Source organism: Balneolaceae bacterium (genome assembly GCA_034521445.1).
GTDB lineage: Bacteria > Bacteroidota > Rhodothermia > Balneolales > Balneolaceae > JAXHMM01.
Window position 1 is genome coordinate 466,411 of record JAXHMM010000003.1, and the last position, 16,405, is coordinate 482,815.

Annotated in this window: 8 protein-coding genes and 1 pseudogene; all 9 read left to right on the forward strand. The window is 41.0% G+C overall.

Translation table 11 applies throughout. The features are described 5' to 3' along the window. Position 1: 1 nt before the first annotated feature. Complete coding sequence (locus tag U5K31_02650) at positions 2-1,306, forward strand: nucleotide sugar dehydrogenase (GenBank protein MDZ7771629.1); 1,305 nt, start codon at positions 2-4, stop codon at positions 1,304-1,306. 1 nt (position 1,307) lies between these two features. After that, positions 1,308-2,375 (forward strand): NAD-dependent epimerase, encoded by a 1,068-nt coding sequence (locus U5K31_02655; GenBank protein MDZ7771630.1) that lies wholly within the window; start codon positions 1,308-1,310, stop codon positions 2,373-2,375. 16 nt (positions 2,376-2,391) lie between these two features. After that, entirely contained in the window at positions 2,392-3,414 is a 1,023-nt protein-coding gene (locus U5K31_02660; protein ID MDZ7771631.1) for a Gfo/Idh/MocA family oxidoreductase, read from the forward strand. Next, positions 3,411-3,845, forward strand: coding sequence for a hypothetical protein (locus U5K31_02665; GenBank protein MDZ7771632.1), 435 nt, complete (start codon positions 3,411-3,413; stop codon positions 3,843-3,845). The genes U5K31_02660 and U5K31_02665 overlap by 4 nt, the downstream gene beginning before the upstream one ends. 288 nt (positions 3,846-4,133) lie before the next feature. Next, positions 4,134-4,460 (forward strand): oligosaccharide flippase family protein, encoded by a 327-nt coding sequence (locus U5K31_02670; protein ID MDZ7771633.1) that lies wholly within the window; start codon positions 4,134-4,136, stop codon positions 4,458-4,460. Between the two features lie 1,452 nt (positions 4,461-5,912). Continuing rightward, the gene (locus U5K31_02675) at positions 5,913-6,482 is read left to right on the forward strand and encodes a sulfotransferase (GenBank protein ID MDZ7771634.1); all 570 of its coding nucleotides are present in this window, start codon (positions 5,913-5,915) and stop codon (positions 6,480-6,482) included. 2,182 nt (positions 6,483-8,664) lie between these two features. After that, positions 8,665-9,078: pseudogene (locus U5K31_02680) on the forward strand (GDP-mannose 4,6-dehydratase). Between the two features lie 495 nt (positions 9,079-9,573). Further along, the gene (locus U5K31_02685; protein ID MDZ7771635.1) at positions 9,574-9,852 is read left to right on the forward strand and encodes a DegT/DnrJ/EryC1/StrS family aminotransferase; all 279 of its coding nucleotides are present in this window, start codon (positions 9,574-9,576) and stop codon (positions 9,850-9,852) included. A 352-nt stretch (positions 9,853-10,204) separates the two neighbouring features. Beyond that, the gene (locus U5K31_02690; protein ID MDZ7771636.1) at positions 10,205-10,573 is read left to right on the forward strand and encodes a DegT/DnrJ/EryC1/StrS family aminotransferase; all 369 of its coding nucleotides are present in this window, start codon (positions 10,205-10,207) and stop codon (positions 10,571-10,573) included. Positions 10,574-16,405: the final 5,832 nt, after the last annotated feature.

Here is a 16,405-nt window from a genome sequence, read left to right on the forward strand (position 1 = left end):
ATTGAACGAAAAGGAGTACACCGTGGGCATCGTGGGGCTGGGCTACGTGGGCCTGCCGCTGATGTGGACCTTCCACGAGGCGGGCATGCCGGTGCTGGGTTTTGATATCGACAAGGAGAAAATACGCTGTATCAAGGAAGGCGAAAGCTATATACGCCACCTGGACGGCGGCATGATGGAGCGGCTTGCCCAATCGGACCGCTGCGACGCCACCACCGACTTCTCCCGTCTGGCCGAAGCGGACGCCATCCTGATCTGCGTGCCCACCCCGCTGGACCGCCACCGCGAGCCGGACATGGAGTACGTGGAGAAGACCACCTTGACCATGCGGGAGCACCTGCGCAAGGGACAACTGGTGATCCTGGAATCGACCACCTGGCCGGGCACCACCGAAGAGCTGATCATTCCCATGCTGGAATCGAAATCGGGCATGAAGGCGGGCAGGGATTTCTTCGTGGCCTACAGCCCGGAACGGGAGGATCCCGGGAACAGGGAGTTCAACACCGGCAGTATTCCCAAGGTGGTGGGCGGACATACCGAAGACGCTATCGAGCTGGCCTGTACTCTTTATGAAACGGCTATCACCCGAACCGTGCCGGTCTCCAATACCAAAACGGCCGAGGCGGTCAAGCTCACCGAAAATATCTTCCGTTCGGTCAACATCGCGCTGGTGAATGAGCTGAAGGTGGTATTCAAAAAGATGGACATCGACGTGCACGAGGTGCTGGACGCCGCCGATACCAAGCCCTTCGGCTTTATGAAATTCACGCCCGGTCCGGGCCTGGGCGGGCACTGCATACCCATCGATCCCTTTTACCTGACCTGGAAGGCGCGGGAGCACGAACAGAATACCCGCTTCATCGAACTGGCCGGGGAGATCAACACCTCCATGCCCGATTACGTCATGCGACAGACCTTCAAGGCGCTGAACCATCACGGCAAGCCGGTAAAAGGGAGCAAGATCCTTCTTATCGGCCTGGCCTACAAGCCGGACGTGGACGACACCCGCGAGTCGCCCACCTTCAAACTGATGGATCTCTTTGACGAGCACGGGGCGGAGGTGGAGTACTACGATCCCTACCTCCCAGCCGTACCCCCCACGCGGGAACATCCGAACTGGACCGGGAAGAAGTCGGTGGACTGGAACCGGGAAACCATCGCCAGCATGGACGCGGTGGTGATCTCCACCAACCACTCGGAGATCGACTACCGGCAACTGGCCGAGTGGAGCGATTGCATCGTGGATACCCGCAATGCCATGAAGGGCATTGCCCAAACCCATGCCAACCAGATCTGGAAAGCGTAGAATGCCTGACAAGCACATACTGGTGACCGGCGCGGCCGGCTTTATCGGTTTTCACCTGTCCCGCAGACTGGTGGAGGAAGGGTACCGCGTAACCGGACTGGATAACATCAATGACTACTACTCCCCGCAGCTTAAAAAGGACCGGCTGAAGGAACTGGGCATAGCCCATGATGCCATTCGGGAAAAAGAAACCGTTTCCAGCGAATCGCACGATTCCTTCCAGTTTATCAAGGCGGACCTGGAAGACCAGGAAACCCTGAACGCTCTCTTCGAGGAAGAGAACTTTGACGTGATCGTCCACCTGGCCGCCCAGGCGGGTGTGCGCTACAGCCTGGAGCACCCCCACGCTTACATCGACAGCAACATTACCGGATTTCTGAATGTCCTGGAGGCGGCTCGCCACCATCCGGTGGAGCACCTGATCTTCGCCTCCTCCAGTTCGGTCTACGGGGCCAACACCAAGGTGCCCTTTTCGGTAGAGGACAACGTGGACCACCCGGTCAGCCTCTATGCGGCCACCAAGAAATCCAACGAACTGATGGCCCATACCTATGCCAGCCTGTACGATATACCGGTGACCGGGCTGCGTTTTTTTACGGTGTATGGACCCTGGGGACGTCCCGATATGGCCTACTTTCTATTCACTGATGCGATCGTTAACGACCGGCCCATTAAGGTGTTTAACCATGGAGACATGGAACGGGATTTTACCTATATCGATGATATTACGGAGTCCATCACGCGTCTCATCCCCATGAAACCGGAACCTGACGAGAGCTGGTCAGGCAAGGACCCCCATCCCGCCCGCAGTTTTGCCCCGTACCGTCTTTTCAATATTGGTAACAGCAGCCCTGTGGATCTAATGGACTTTATAGGATGCATCGAGCAAGAGTTGGGAAAGGAGGCGGAGAAGAATATGCTCCCGATGCAACCCGGTGACGTCGCCCGAACGTGGGCGGACGTAGAATCCCTGATTGATTATATTGGATACCGACCTGAGATTAACATTGAAGAAGGTATTCGTAAATTTGTTGAATGGTACCTATCCTATTATCGGGTCCAACCATAGTTAAATCACCTAATAAATGGACAACACCAGCTTTTCCGTTTGTGGTTATGGCCGAATTGGCAAGAGGCACGCGCATATCATCCACAACCATGACAAGAGTAATCTCGGCGGTATCATAGATCCCCGAAGGGAAGCTGAGCAGGAAGTGGCCGATTCCGGACTCGATGTGCCCGTGTACCAGAGTCTGGAGGAATTCATCCGTGCCGATCAAAACAACACCGATGTTATAAACATCTGTACTCCTAACGGTTTGCACGCCTCCTTGGCCGTTATGGCATTAAAGGCCGGATATCACGTGGTCATCGAAAAACCTATGGCCCTGACGCGCAAAGATTGTGAACGCGTTATTGAAGCCGCGGAAAAAACCGCGCGATTTGTCTTTGTGGTCAAGCAAAATCGCTACAGCCCGACCTCCACCTGGCTCAAGGAAATCGTGGAGGAGGGCGTATTGGGGAAAATAAACCTGGTGCAAATATCCTGTTTCTGGAACCGGGACGAACGGTACTACAGCCCGGATGACTGGCATGGAACCCTGGATTTGGACGGGGGCGTGCTTTATACCCAGTTCAGTCACTTTGTGGATATCCTATATTGGGTATTCGGGGATATTGATAACATTTCTGCCCTATTTTCCAATGAGACGCGCAGTGATCTGATTGATTTTGAAGATACCGGTTCCGTGATCTTTGAGCTTGACAGGGGGGGGATGGGCAGCTTGAACTACACCATAGGCTGCTGGGAAAAAAACATGGAAAGCAGTATCACGGTGATTGGCTCAAAGGGGAGTGTTAAAATTGGAGGCCAGTATATGAATACCATCGAATACTGCAACGTAGAAGACTATAATCAACCGGAATTGCCCGAGACCAATCCCCCTAACGACTACGGCCCCTACCAAGGAAGCGCGGCAAACCATCATTTCGTCATTGAAAATGTCATTAATACCTTATCGGGTTCGGCCTCGGTGTCGACCACGGGTATTGACGGTATGAAAGTGGTGGATATCATTGAACGTATTTATAAGCATCGGAAAGTATGAGCACATCCAAACCCTTTATCCATGAAACGGCGGTAATTGATGAGGGCGCTCAAATTGGCGAGGGTACGAAAGTGTGGCATTTCAGCCATGTTATGAGTCAAGCAAAAATTGGCAGGGAATGTGTGTTGGGCCAAAATGTCTTTGTCGGCAATAGGGTGCGAATTGGGAATAAGGTGAAAATCCAGAACAACGTCTCGGTCTACGAAGGAGTAATACTTGAAGACGAAGTATTCTGTGGACCCAGTATGGTATTTACAAATGTCATCAATCCTCGGAGTGGAATTGAACGAAAGACGAATCTTTTCAAAGAAACCCACGTAAAGAAAGGAGCTACCAATCGGCGCAAATGCAGTAATAATTTGCGGGCTAATACGATCGGCCAATATGCCTTAATTGGAGCAGGTGCCGGTGGTAACAAAGTATGTGGCTGATTATGCTTTAGTTGTGGGTAATCCTGCTAGGCAGATAGGGTGGGTTTCCCAAGCCGGAAATCAGTTGTACTTTCATGGACAAGTAGCATTTTGCCCTGAGACTGAAGAAGAATACAAACTTATTAAAGGGAAAGTCCAGCGAAAGTCATAGCTGCCTAAACCTTGTTTTCTTACTCATTATTAAATAATAGATAAGTATACTTATCCCTCGGAAAATTTTGAATGAAATGATTCGTAATTGAGCTTATTTAATACTCGGCTGACAGAATAAATATCTATCAATATTGCATGGCTTCTTTGACAAAGAAGGTATTTGATGGCACATTCTGGGTAATTGGACTTCGTGCCGTTCAGAAAGTTTTTGATGCACTTCGACAAATTATTCTTGCTCGGCTTCTCTTTCCAGAAGACTTCGGTCTCTTTGGTATAGCCGCACTAATGTTACTGGCATTTGAGGTCCTTACCAGGACAGGATTTGACGATGCAATTATTCACATCCAGAATAATTTATCCGAGTATTTACATACGAGTTATTGGATACAAGTAGCTCGTGGCATTGTAATTGGTTCAATAGTTTATGTAGGTGCTCCGTTAATATCGGAATTTTTCCAATGAACCTCGTGTTGCACTTATTGTCCAAGTACTAGCATTGACCGAAATTTTAAAAGGTTTCAGGAGTGTAGGCATAGTAGTACTTAAAAGGAATTGAAGTTTTCTCGGGAATCCGGATTACTTGCCATAGGTGTCTCGGCAAATTTTCTGGTAACCGTTATTCTCGCGTATTTATGGCGAGATGTTTGGGCACTTGTATGGGTAAGGTTGTATCTGAAGCTTTGTTAGTTTTAGTATCCTTTTTCTTTCACGACTACAGACCGAAACTTTCATTCAATTGGAATAGAGCAAAAGAGTTATTTCGGTTTGGAATATGGTTACTGGGTTCTGGTATACTTAGCTATATTTCCCTACAGGCGGATAATATTGTTGCTGGTAAATAATTGGTGCAGGAGCATTGGGGATTTATCAAATGGGGTATTACCTTGCGAATCTCCCAACAACAGAAGTGGCGAAGCAATTGGCCAAAGTATTACAATCAAGTTATTCAGAAATCCAAAATAAGCCGACATTTCTCTTGTGGAGGTCTATAGCAAAACATTTGCTATAGTTTTGATGCTGTTATTGCCGTTCGTAATAATTTCAATACTCTTTGGTGAAGATTTTATTCATCTTTTGTTGGGTCCAAACTGGACTGATGTTACTTCCATATTCCCAATTCTAGTATTTGGGGCATTTTAGAGCTTTAGGGTCTACCACCGTTTCATTGTTTAAAGCAACGGGATATACTTTGAATGTATTCAAAGTTGAACTAGCACGGTCTAGCACTCTAATATTAGGACTATTCATTTGCGTTCAATTAATATTTCATTGATAGCAATATCTTGGGCATTTATTGCCTCCACCTTCGTAATGCTTAGTTTTCATCTGTTATTATACCAGAGGACGTTTGGAGGTGTCGAGCGGATAATACATATGATTTGGCCTTCACTTGTTTCTGGCTCTATTATTTGTTGCATTGTATGCCTGCAAGAACCTGTTTCCTGAGCATGGAGCACATATTAATATCATATATCATGATTTTGTCTTCAATATATATATATATTATTTATAATATAGAAAAATATACTAATAGTAAGGTGTTGCTATTTATTTATGGCTACTTCAGTAGAAATATATACAAGGAAGATTGATGGATTTTTTTATAGTTGGAACTGGCAGGTGTGGCACACAGATTCTGCGCCAAATGCTTATAAGTAATAAAAGAATAAAGATATATCCCGAATCACACTGGATAGTAACATTGTATCGGACATTTGGAAATCAAGTAATTAAAATTGAGGATTTTCTATCCGTATTGATGGATCGCTATGATTCGAGTGGGAACAGGTGGATTGATATCGTTTTAAGAAAGGAAAAGTATTTGTTGATGATTTTCCAGCGAGTTATCGGCGATTTTGTAATCTGGATGGCCGGACAGATTTATATAATTATCTGAACTGCTTAAACAAATTTATTTATGGAGATGGTGATCTTATTATTGGAGACAAAACGCCACAGTATGGTTTGGATATGTCTCTGTTAAAGGAGATGTGGCCCAAAGCTAGATTCATACATTTAGTTCGTGATGGCATGTATGCAAGCAGATCTATGACTAAACATCCGGGCTTTATTAAACTAATCAATTCAACGATATCCACCAATGAACTATCAAAAATGACCGACGGTAAGAGTTTGTTCCACGCCTCTGACGACCCAGAACACAAAGTGAAGCACTTGCATCTTTGGGCGGACAATATTGAATCAATTCTTCAAGAGGCCAAGAAAATACCTACAGGAGACTATTTAGAAATTCGCTATGAAGATTTAATACGCTATCCCCGTAACACTATAGGAAGAATATATAATTTTCTAGAATTAGAGATGAATAAAGAAATTATTGATCGCTCCGCTGTGATGATAAAACCGTTCTATTTCTTCCGGAGTTACAGGGGAGAAAAGTCTGAAAAACTCAGAAACTCGTATCAAGAAAACGAAACCCTTTCCCGTCTGATGAATCGTTTTGGAATACCCCATTCCAAATAACGTTCGAACTAGGAAACATATGGGTAGAATCAATCAGGAGTATATTCTATCTTAAATACCGACTAGTAAAGGGTGTTAAAAACGTCATGGATAAAAATTTCTGGATCATCAGGTTTAACGCACTTCTCAAGAAACTGAAATAATTTCATTTTATAACCTATGCAAAAGGAATTGCCACTGGGGACTGGAGTAGCTAAGAACGACAATAGGGCTAATTCGACTTTCAGATGCAGTAGAAAGCATTGTACTGCAAACATATGAGGAAATCTGGAAATCGATAAATTCTCGACGCTCATTCAAGCGACCATACACCTGAAGTAGCCAAAGAATGGGAAAAGAGAGATTCGCGAATTAAATATATTCGGCATGATAAGAATAGGGGAACTGGAGCAGGATTTAACACTGCTAATGAAGTTGCATCAGGAAGATATGTTGCATACTTAGATGATGATGATAGATGGAGACCCTATAAAATTGAAAGGCAAGTACGATTATTTGAAGGAGTCTCCTGAGGATATTGGTCTCGTCACTGGTGCAGTACAGTATTGGGTAAAACTATGATGGGAGACCTCGCGAAATTAAAGTTTGGCTCCCGCGAAATAGAGGCGACGTATACTTGAAATCATTGGGCCCGAGTGGTGATATTTTTGGCCCTCCTTCGGTGATAATGTTACGAAAGGAGGTGCTCTCAGATATAGGTCGATTTCGTGAGGACATGCCTCGGGGATGTGGGCAACATTATTTCCGTAAGGTTGCCAAAGAGTATAAGATAGACTACGTGGAAGAAAATATGTTCTCAGACTGACGTGTACTCATGAGGAAGCGATTACCTGATATTTCCACTGATTCACGATATTAAAAAATCTGATAAAATCTCTGGGAAATAAAAATTGAAGATACAAAAGATGACCTTTTAAGAGTCCCTAATATTTATTCGTAGCGAATTGGCAAGGACTGGGCGATTTCTACTGTAAGTTGGGTAAAACGAATTGGGACGAAAGTTGTTTCGCAAGGCGCTTAGTTACAATTCTTTGAATTTCCAAGCTTTCTGGGCACTATTACTATTTTCGAGTTCTAGATAAGAAGTATTACAAATCGGCTTTTCTTCTTCGGCACGAAAATGTAAAAATGCTCTCAAATCAAATTGACACCCTGATATCACGTAAAGGTTTACGAGAATTGTTTTTTTTGGTAAGGGCGTGAGAGGTATTACTTGTCTTCGTAACCGACTTAGGAGGGAGGGCTTTGATGTTTCGGCATTCGTCGGGCTGTATCCAAATGAGGAGTGCGCGAAATATGCTTTTCTTATTGTCAACTACCCATATTGTACAGCAATAATATTAATCTCAAAGAATCCGAGCAATGGCTAAAGTCCTTATAGACCCGATGTGTTTTATTCCATCAGGCTACAATCGCATTTTTAAAGGAGAACATTTTTTCGATTCGACGGATAACTTCCATCAATTTGCATGGGTGGAGCATTACCAAAATATCGGGGGGTAGCAACCGATCAACTGGTAGATATTACAGGGTGAGACCGAGGGGGCATGTTGCGTATTGGAGGTAAATGAAGGAATTGACACATGGGGCCGATCTTACTCTTGAAAAATACTAGAGAATTTCTAAACGTGATGACCATTTCTCCATATTAGAGAAAACATTATCCCAGTTTCCTGAAAATGTTAGTCGAAGTTTTATCCAATTGAAATCAAATACTTAGACAGTAAGAGTATAGATGAATCCAATGGAGGTGGAGGGTATTACACAGACGAAGATACTCCGGAAGACAGCGAAATTCATTGGGACCAACGGACTGACAAGCAGGTTCATAATTTAATACGGGCCATGCATGGTCCATATCCTTGGGCATATAGTCTATCGAGATGAGATTAGGGTCGAATCTAACAATCTACGCTGCTGACAAAAAAACATCTACGGTATTCCGGGTCGATTGACAAGATCCGTCGGAGTAGGCTAATTATCATAATATGCCGGAATCGCGGATTGCTGATCGGTCGAGGAAGTTAAAGTCTGAGGAAATGTGACTCCAGCAGCATCTTTTTTAAAATACGGACAAAATATGAATGATTATGGATCATAGCAAAGAAACGGTATTTCTTAACGGTGGGCGGGACGCAATTGGATCGCGCGTTGCTGAAATCGGTAAAGCAAAGGCTACAATGTTGTTATTTTTGATCCCTTTGTGAAATATATCAGCCCGTTTAAAATCAATATTAAGAATTACATCGAGTTACGATTTCCCGGTATCGAAGATCAAGTAATCTTTGAAAGGGGAGACACTACTAATATCAGCCACTCCCGAAATGTGATAAACAAATATAAGCCGGAATATATTTTACATCTAGCGGCTATGCCGTTGGCGGACCTTTCCAATAAGCACGTGGAGGAGGCAGTGGCCAATATTCTGCAGGGGGCTGTTAACGTACTGGAGGTAATTAAGGGTTTGGATGATCTGAAAAAGTTTGTTTATGTCTCCTCCAGTATGATTTATGGAGATTTTCACGAATTCCCTTGTCCAGAGACTCATCCGAAGAATCCCAAAGACATATATGGCGGATGCATGACATGCCGGTGAAGTAATGACCAGAACCTTTGGTCAAAGGTTCAATATTCCTTACTGTATTGTCCGTCCCTCAGCAGTATATGGGCCATATGACGTCAATCGTCGTGTGAGTCAGATTTTTGTTGAAAAGGCGCTATTGGGTGAAAAACTTCGATTGGATGGCGGGGGGAAAATCACATTGGACTTTACTTATGTTGATGTTATTGCCAGGGACTACTTTCTAGTTATTTGAGGATGAGTCTAGGGGAGAGGCGTTTAACATGACCTATGGGAAAGGATATACCTTGCTAGAGTTTGTCAAAATTTTCAAAAGAATTGATCCCATCTACTGAATATTACATTGTTGATGAACAAGATGACTTTAGACCCAGTCGTGGAGCACTTTCTATAAAGAAGGCAAAAGAAAAACTCGGTTACAATCCACAATATCCATTGGAGAGGGGATTAAAAATGTATATCGATACTTACAGAAAACTTGGAGTTTTTAACCAATAATTAGTCACTGTTATGGATATCCCACTTTGTGTCCCTGCAGTAGGAGAAGAAGAGAAGAAGTTGGTGAATGAGGTAATTGAGTCTGGTTGGTTAACACACGGCCCGATGAATTCAAGATTCGAGGAGTTATTTGCTGATTATATTGGGACAAAACATGCCATCGTACTAAATTCATGTACATCCGGCCTTCATCTCACAATTGAAGCAAATGATATTGATGGTGAGGTAATTGTTCCTAGTTTCTCTTGGGTGGCATCTGCAAATGCTATAGTTACTGCTGGTGCGACCTAGTTTTTGCAGATATCAAAAAGGAGGATCGAGCATTGAATATTGATCATGTGGAATCATTGGTAAATTCATCCACAGAAGCGATCATGTTGGTACATTATGGAGGGATGGCAGCTGATATTGATCCATTTTTATCACTATGTAGAGATAAGAAATTACTTTTGATCGAGGATTCCGCAGAAACTATAGGTGGTGACTATAAGGAAAAAAGCAGGTTCATTTGGAGTTGGCAATTTCTCATTGTTTCCAACTAAAAATATCACAGTTGGTGAGGGGGGGATGATAACGACAGATGACGATGTTCTTGCAAGACGTATACGCACCTTAATGGCACACGGATTGGACAGCAGTACATATGAGCGGGAAGCAGCAGAAAAATCGTGGTACAAAGATGCATCTGCAGCTGGCTATAATTTCAGGCTGTCTAATATTTTTAGCCGCAATTGGCGTAGTTCAAATGCAAAAAATTGAGGATTTGAATCAAGCTAGGCGAGAAAAATCACACAAATTAAGCGATCTATTGTCAGAAGTTCAATGGATTGATACTCCTACTGAATTACAGAATCGGACACATGTTTATCAAACATATTCCATTATAGTAGATGATCATATAAACAGAACCGATTTCATAAATTATTTAAAAAATAAGGGTATTGGTGCATCTGTTCATTTTGACCCTCCAATACATAAGCAAAAATATTATAAGGAAAATTATGGATATTAATCTACCGACAACAGACTTTGTTTCTTCTCATATAGTTTCACTACCTATGTTTCCTGGTATTACAGACAATCAGATTGAGTACATAGCAAAAGAGATAAATAAATATAATATATAGTGAATTTTTATGGTGAAGAATATTATTAAAAAATATACATATGACAGAATTCATGAACTTGAGTGTACTATAAAGTTATTCGACAATTTGAATGTATTGTCCAGTAAATTTTTAGTATTCCCTGATGGATCTTCAGGAAGCTCTACATTTTTATACTATTTGCTAAAAATTCTTTATAGTGTAAAGCCAAAATAGAATACTTGAATTAGGTTCAGGACAGTCGACAAAATTAATAAATTTATATGCAATAAATAAATAAATATAATAGAATTGTATATCATTGAACATAATATAGATTGGTATAACAAAATAAGTGCTGAGATAGGGCCTAGTCCTAGTAAATTTAATTACCACAATGTAAGCATGGTAGAATTAAGTATCATCTTATAATAGTGATAGTATAAAGCATTACGCATATGTCTGTGATAGATGATAGTACTGCTTATATGATTTCGTAGTAGTGGATGGCCGACCAAGTAGGGGAGAGAAGGGTAAGTAAATTTCTATTTGAAACCAATTCACTTGCTAGAGATTTTGGTAACTTGATTGACGATTATGTAACAAAAATAAAATTGGTTTTCGATTCCTTAAAGGAGGAATTGAATCATAGAGAAATTGAATTTCAATCTAGAGTAATAAGAGGGAAGAAGCAGCAAGTAATTCTTATGTCGGAAAAGTATCAGTACATATCAACTATATAAAACCTTTATAGTTAATGCATGGGATTAGTTAGTGTTGTTATTCCAACCTATAATCGTAAACAGTTATTGGTAAGAGCTATTCGAGTCAGTAATTGATCAATCTGTCCCTGAAGAAATAATAGTTATTGATGATAATTCAAGGTATGACGTCTGTGGTTACTTATCTAGTATATTCTCTTCACCAAAGATAAGGTGTTATTCAAATATGAAAAACAGGGGGGCAGCTGTATGTAGAAACCTCGGCGTACAATATGCAAGGTGTAAATATATAGCTTTTCTAGATTCAGATGATTATTGGAAGCCAAATAAAATTGAACATTTTTTACCAGCTATTGAAAGCGAATCATTTGACGTCTTGTACAGCGATATAGAAATTGAAAGAAAAAGTGGGATAGTCCCATCAAACAAAGAAATAATTACAAAAAATATATATGCAATTAGTTAACGGTTGAACTGCCCCTAATACATCATCAGTAATCATAAGCAGGAAATTTTTCAACAAAATAGATGGGTTTGATGAGGCATTAACTAGTTGTCAGGATCACGACCTGACGGTTTAAGATCGCTGTCAGTAATGGAATTGTGTACTCAACGACTGAGAAACTTAGCATATCGAGTAAAGTAACAAAAAATAGAATGTCATATGATGTTAACAAAGGGTGGATGGTATGGAAGTATTTTTAAAAAATGGGTAATAGATAGTCAGTACGCATAACAATAGTACTTATATTGAATTTAAATATAAATATTATCTGAAAGTAGTCCCGCCACTTATAATATCAAGCTTAAAAACTGCAACTTAAAATCATCATTTAAATCTCATAGTGAAATATATAATATTTAATAAATATTTATATATGAAAAATACTTAGATATGGAAAATGCCTAAACTACCAATAAAAAGTATTAATTGTTAAGCCAAGTTTATAATTATTGGGTATCAACAATTGTTCTTCAGAATATGCAATAAGGCTGTGAATTTTTCATGGATGTGCAAAATCGTGTGTCCCCTATCTTCTTGCGTAGAATGACAGGGTAGTAACATTTTAGAACTGAAACGCCCAGGGTTTAATGTGAGCCCCGGTACGATGGCATCACCTATGCGAGAAATGGTTTAGTCGGTAGCGTACCTTGAAGATCTTAAAGAACGACACCGGATATCGCCACAGTTTTACGTACGTTAGATATGATTATCGGATCCGTTCGATGATCGATACCACGTACTGGAACTAGCGGCTCAACCGGGGTTATTGCGGGTACTCCGTATGAGAACTAGTATACCCGTAAAGAATCCGTCTTGTACTACTTGGAAACGTAGCTATGAATCGGCAAGCCTATGGAAACTACCAAAATGAATTGCGGGACGCTTTTCCTGCTGACACATACGATGACAGAAACCTAGAATTGTAATAGCTTGTCTATCTACACTAAGGGACGCTGGACTACTCGATAGGATACTACCTATAATAGAGAAGAACTGAGGCACTCCATTACTAGCATGTATAAAAGTAAAAGTACAGCTTTCTTTAATTGGTATTTTAGCATTAGCACAATTACCGATTGTCCGTATCCAAGAGGAATCCATTGGTATATTTGATATATATATTCTTTTATTTGGAATTTTGTTTTTTTACGATCGTTTTAAGAAGGGCGTAATTAAGTATGACCATTCTGCCCTTGCATACTCGTTTTTTATCCTATATGTCACTATTAACTTTTTATTAATTGGAGACTTATCTAACGTAAAAAATTTAGGATTATATTTTAAATTTATTCAATTTCCGATTATATATATTTTGGCAATATATAGTTATAGGAATGTAAAAGTCATGCCTGCATTAATTTAATTGGTATAAGTACAGTAATCATTTTTACATATGGTGTATGGGCTCTATTTGTCGGTAATCAGTGGTACCGGATGGGACTTCCATTCAAAACAGGAGTTTCTTTAATCCTGCAGGTTTCATCAGCGATTCATATAATTATTATACTATACTTTATATTTAATAATAAAAAATACAGGCTATATGGATCAATATTAATACTATTAAATACCATAATTATATATTTTACATACTCCCGTACTAATCAGATTGCGTTAATATTCGTATTGGCATTACTATTTGCCTATGAAGCTAGAAATAGATAAAGTCATTTGTGTATGCATCGAATAATGGCGACAATAGTTTTTTTGAACTATTACCTTATAAATTCATATGAGTACAGTACGTAAAGCATCATTCAATATTCTAAACTACATATTTGATTATGAACAATATGTATTGGGTTCTGGATCTGTATTAGCTAGAATTGATGTTTGGCAATACAACTTTCAATTATGGAACTATTCCATATTTACAGAGCTATTTGGGATTGGCATTTGACAGGGTTGGTCCTGTTGATAATTTATATTTTCGAATTCTATTCAACCTCGGGATTATTGGGTTTCTCCTCTCCCTGTTATTTGTAATACTCCATGTTCAAAAACGTCTTCAGGATAGGCTCTTATTATACATCCTCATTTTTCTGCTTATCAATGGACTAGCGGCCGATACCCTTTTCTCATCGTACAGAACCATTCAGTATTTTTTGATTACTGGTTATATCTGAAATAATTGGAAACAGAGTTCCTGTGAAATGATATATGTGCTAATTCCTATATATCGCGATTATGAAAATATTAACATCTTAATTAGTGACATAAACAGGATAATAGATCAGGAATTAGAATAATTGTTGGCGATGACTCACCCAGGAGATATAGAAAAACTATTACTAGGAGTCATACTGATGTAGTTACCGGTACGGGAGGATGTATTGGGCGGCACAATAAACTTATGCATAAATCATCTAGATAGTAAATATGATCCTGACATGAATGACATCATTGTTTTTTCCAATGATGATATCCGAATTAATCAATCTATAGTTCACATATTGAAACGATGTGCTACTCTCCAGATAGATTTTACACCCGCAAGTGGTTGATGGTGAAGGAAACTGCGCATTGCCGGATCAAGTATTAAGTTGGTTTCCTTTTTTTACTATTCACCCTTTAGTTGAAGAAAAAGCTGAAAGAGTGGATTTAGGCACGGCACGCTTTCTAACGTTTAGCTATAAAGTTTAAAAAAGGTAGGACGGATTCCAGAATACATTAATCACTACGGAGGTGATAATACTTGCTCTCATGCCTATCATCGGCATGGAATACCTACTTATGTGTTCCTGAAACAACAATTCTATTACGAACGGAAAGGACCGGTTACCAGCTGATTTGGCATCTTTTGGTGAATTGTGGCATAGTTTTTGGGATATTAAATCGACAAATACTGAGGGTGAAGTATCGTTTGATGCGCTCTGTACATAGCCCCTTTAAAAGTGCTTTAATATGTCTGAGCATGGCATTTAATGTAGTAGCCAAATATATCATGTCCAGATGAAAATAATATATTTGCACCAGTATTTTAATACTCCGGAGATGAGCGGTAGCACCCGGTCATATGAAATGGCCAGAAGGTTGGTTGCGTATGAACATGAAGTTCATATGATAACTACCGACCGGGAAGGAGGGATGATAAATAATCCCGATAGTTGGTATGTGACTCAAGAATCGGGCATAAAGGTGCATTGGTATCCCATTGCCTATTCAAACACCATGACCTTTTACCGTAGAATTAGTTCATTTATCCGCTATGCTCGGCATGCATTACAAAGGACAAATCAGCTCGAGGCTGATCTTATATATGCCTCTGAGTACGCCGTTGACCATGCTATTCCCGCTGTAATAATATCGAGACCGAACGATTATTCCAATGGTTTTTGAGGTAAGGGATCACGGCTGGAGGCGCCCATAGCCACGGGAATACTCAAAAATCCACTATTGATTTATTTATCACGACTTTTGGAACGGGTAGCCTATTCCAATTCAGATCAGATTGTGGTCCTATCTGACGGAACGAGATGGAGTCATCAGCAGAGGAATATCCTCAGAAAAACTAGCCGTCATACCAAACAGCTCCGACAATGAATTGTTCGACATACCCGCATACCGGGGGACAGAGTTCAGGGAGACAAGATCCTGGCGGGAGAGCCCTTGATCGTATATACTGGGACTTTTGGTAAGGTAAACGGTGTGTCATACTTGGTTGACTTGGCAGTAATGACCTACGAGAAGAATCCAGAGATTAGATTTCTGAGTAGTAGGTGGTGGACGTGAATGGAATAAGGTTGAAAATTATGCACAACGTAGAGGAGGTATTGGAGAAAAATTTTTATATGATGAAGAGCGTGCCCAAGTATCAAGTGCCAGAAGTATTTTATCTGCGGCAGATATTGCGACTTCCGTAGTAATCAATAACGAGGCTCTATGGAAGAACTCTGCAAATAAATTATTTGACAGCTTCGCTGCTAGCACTCCCATAGCTGTTAATCACCCAGGTTGGCAGGCCAGTTGCTGGAAGAAGAAGAGGCGGGATTCATGTTGCATCCCACAGATTTGAACGCTGCAGCTGAACTGTTAAACAGTAGGATTACAGACAGCGCGTGGCTGGCGAAAGCATCCCGAAATGCGAAACGATTGGGTAGGGAGAAATTCGATCGGGATAAACTGGCTATGAAACTAGAGAACGAATATTGAAAGAAACTGTAAAAAATTTATAAAAATTGTATTCTAATACCTCAAACGTGTTTTAGACATTATTGTGGCTATTCACTGTTACTAGTTTTGAGTCTCCCGCTCATGTTAATTATAAGCCTATTGATATGGTATACGATGGGGTCTCCTGTATTTTTCACCCAGAGGAGGGCAGGTACTCGTGACATATTTCGACTAGTTAAATTTCGGACAATGACCAATGAAACCAATGAAAAGGGGAGATTTGCTACCGGACAAGGAGAGATGTACTCGAATCGGATCCTTCTATCTCTACTCAGCTTGGATGAACTACCCACACTTTGGAATGCGTTGAAGGGGGAGATGAGTCTTGTGGGACCCAGGCCACTCTGGTAAAATACGTG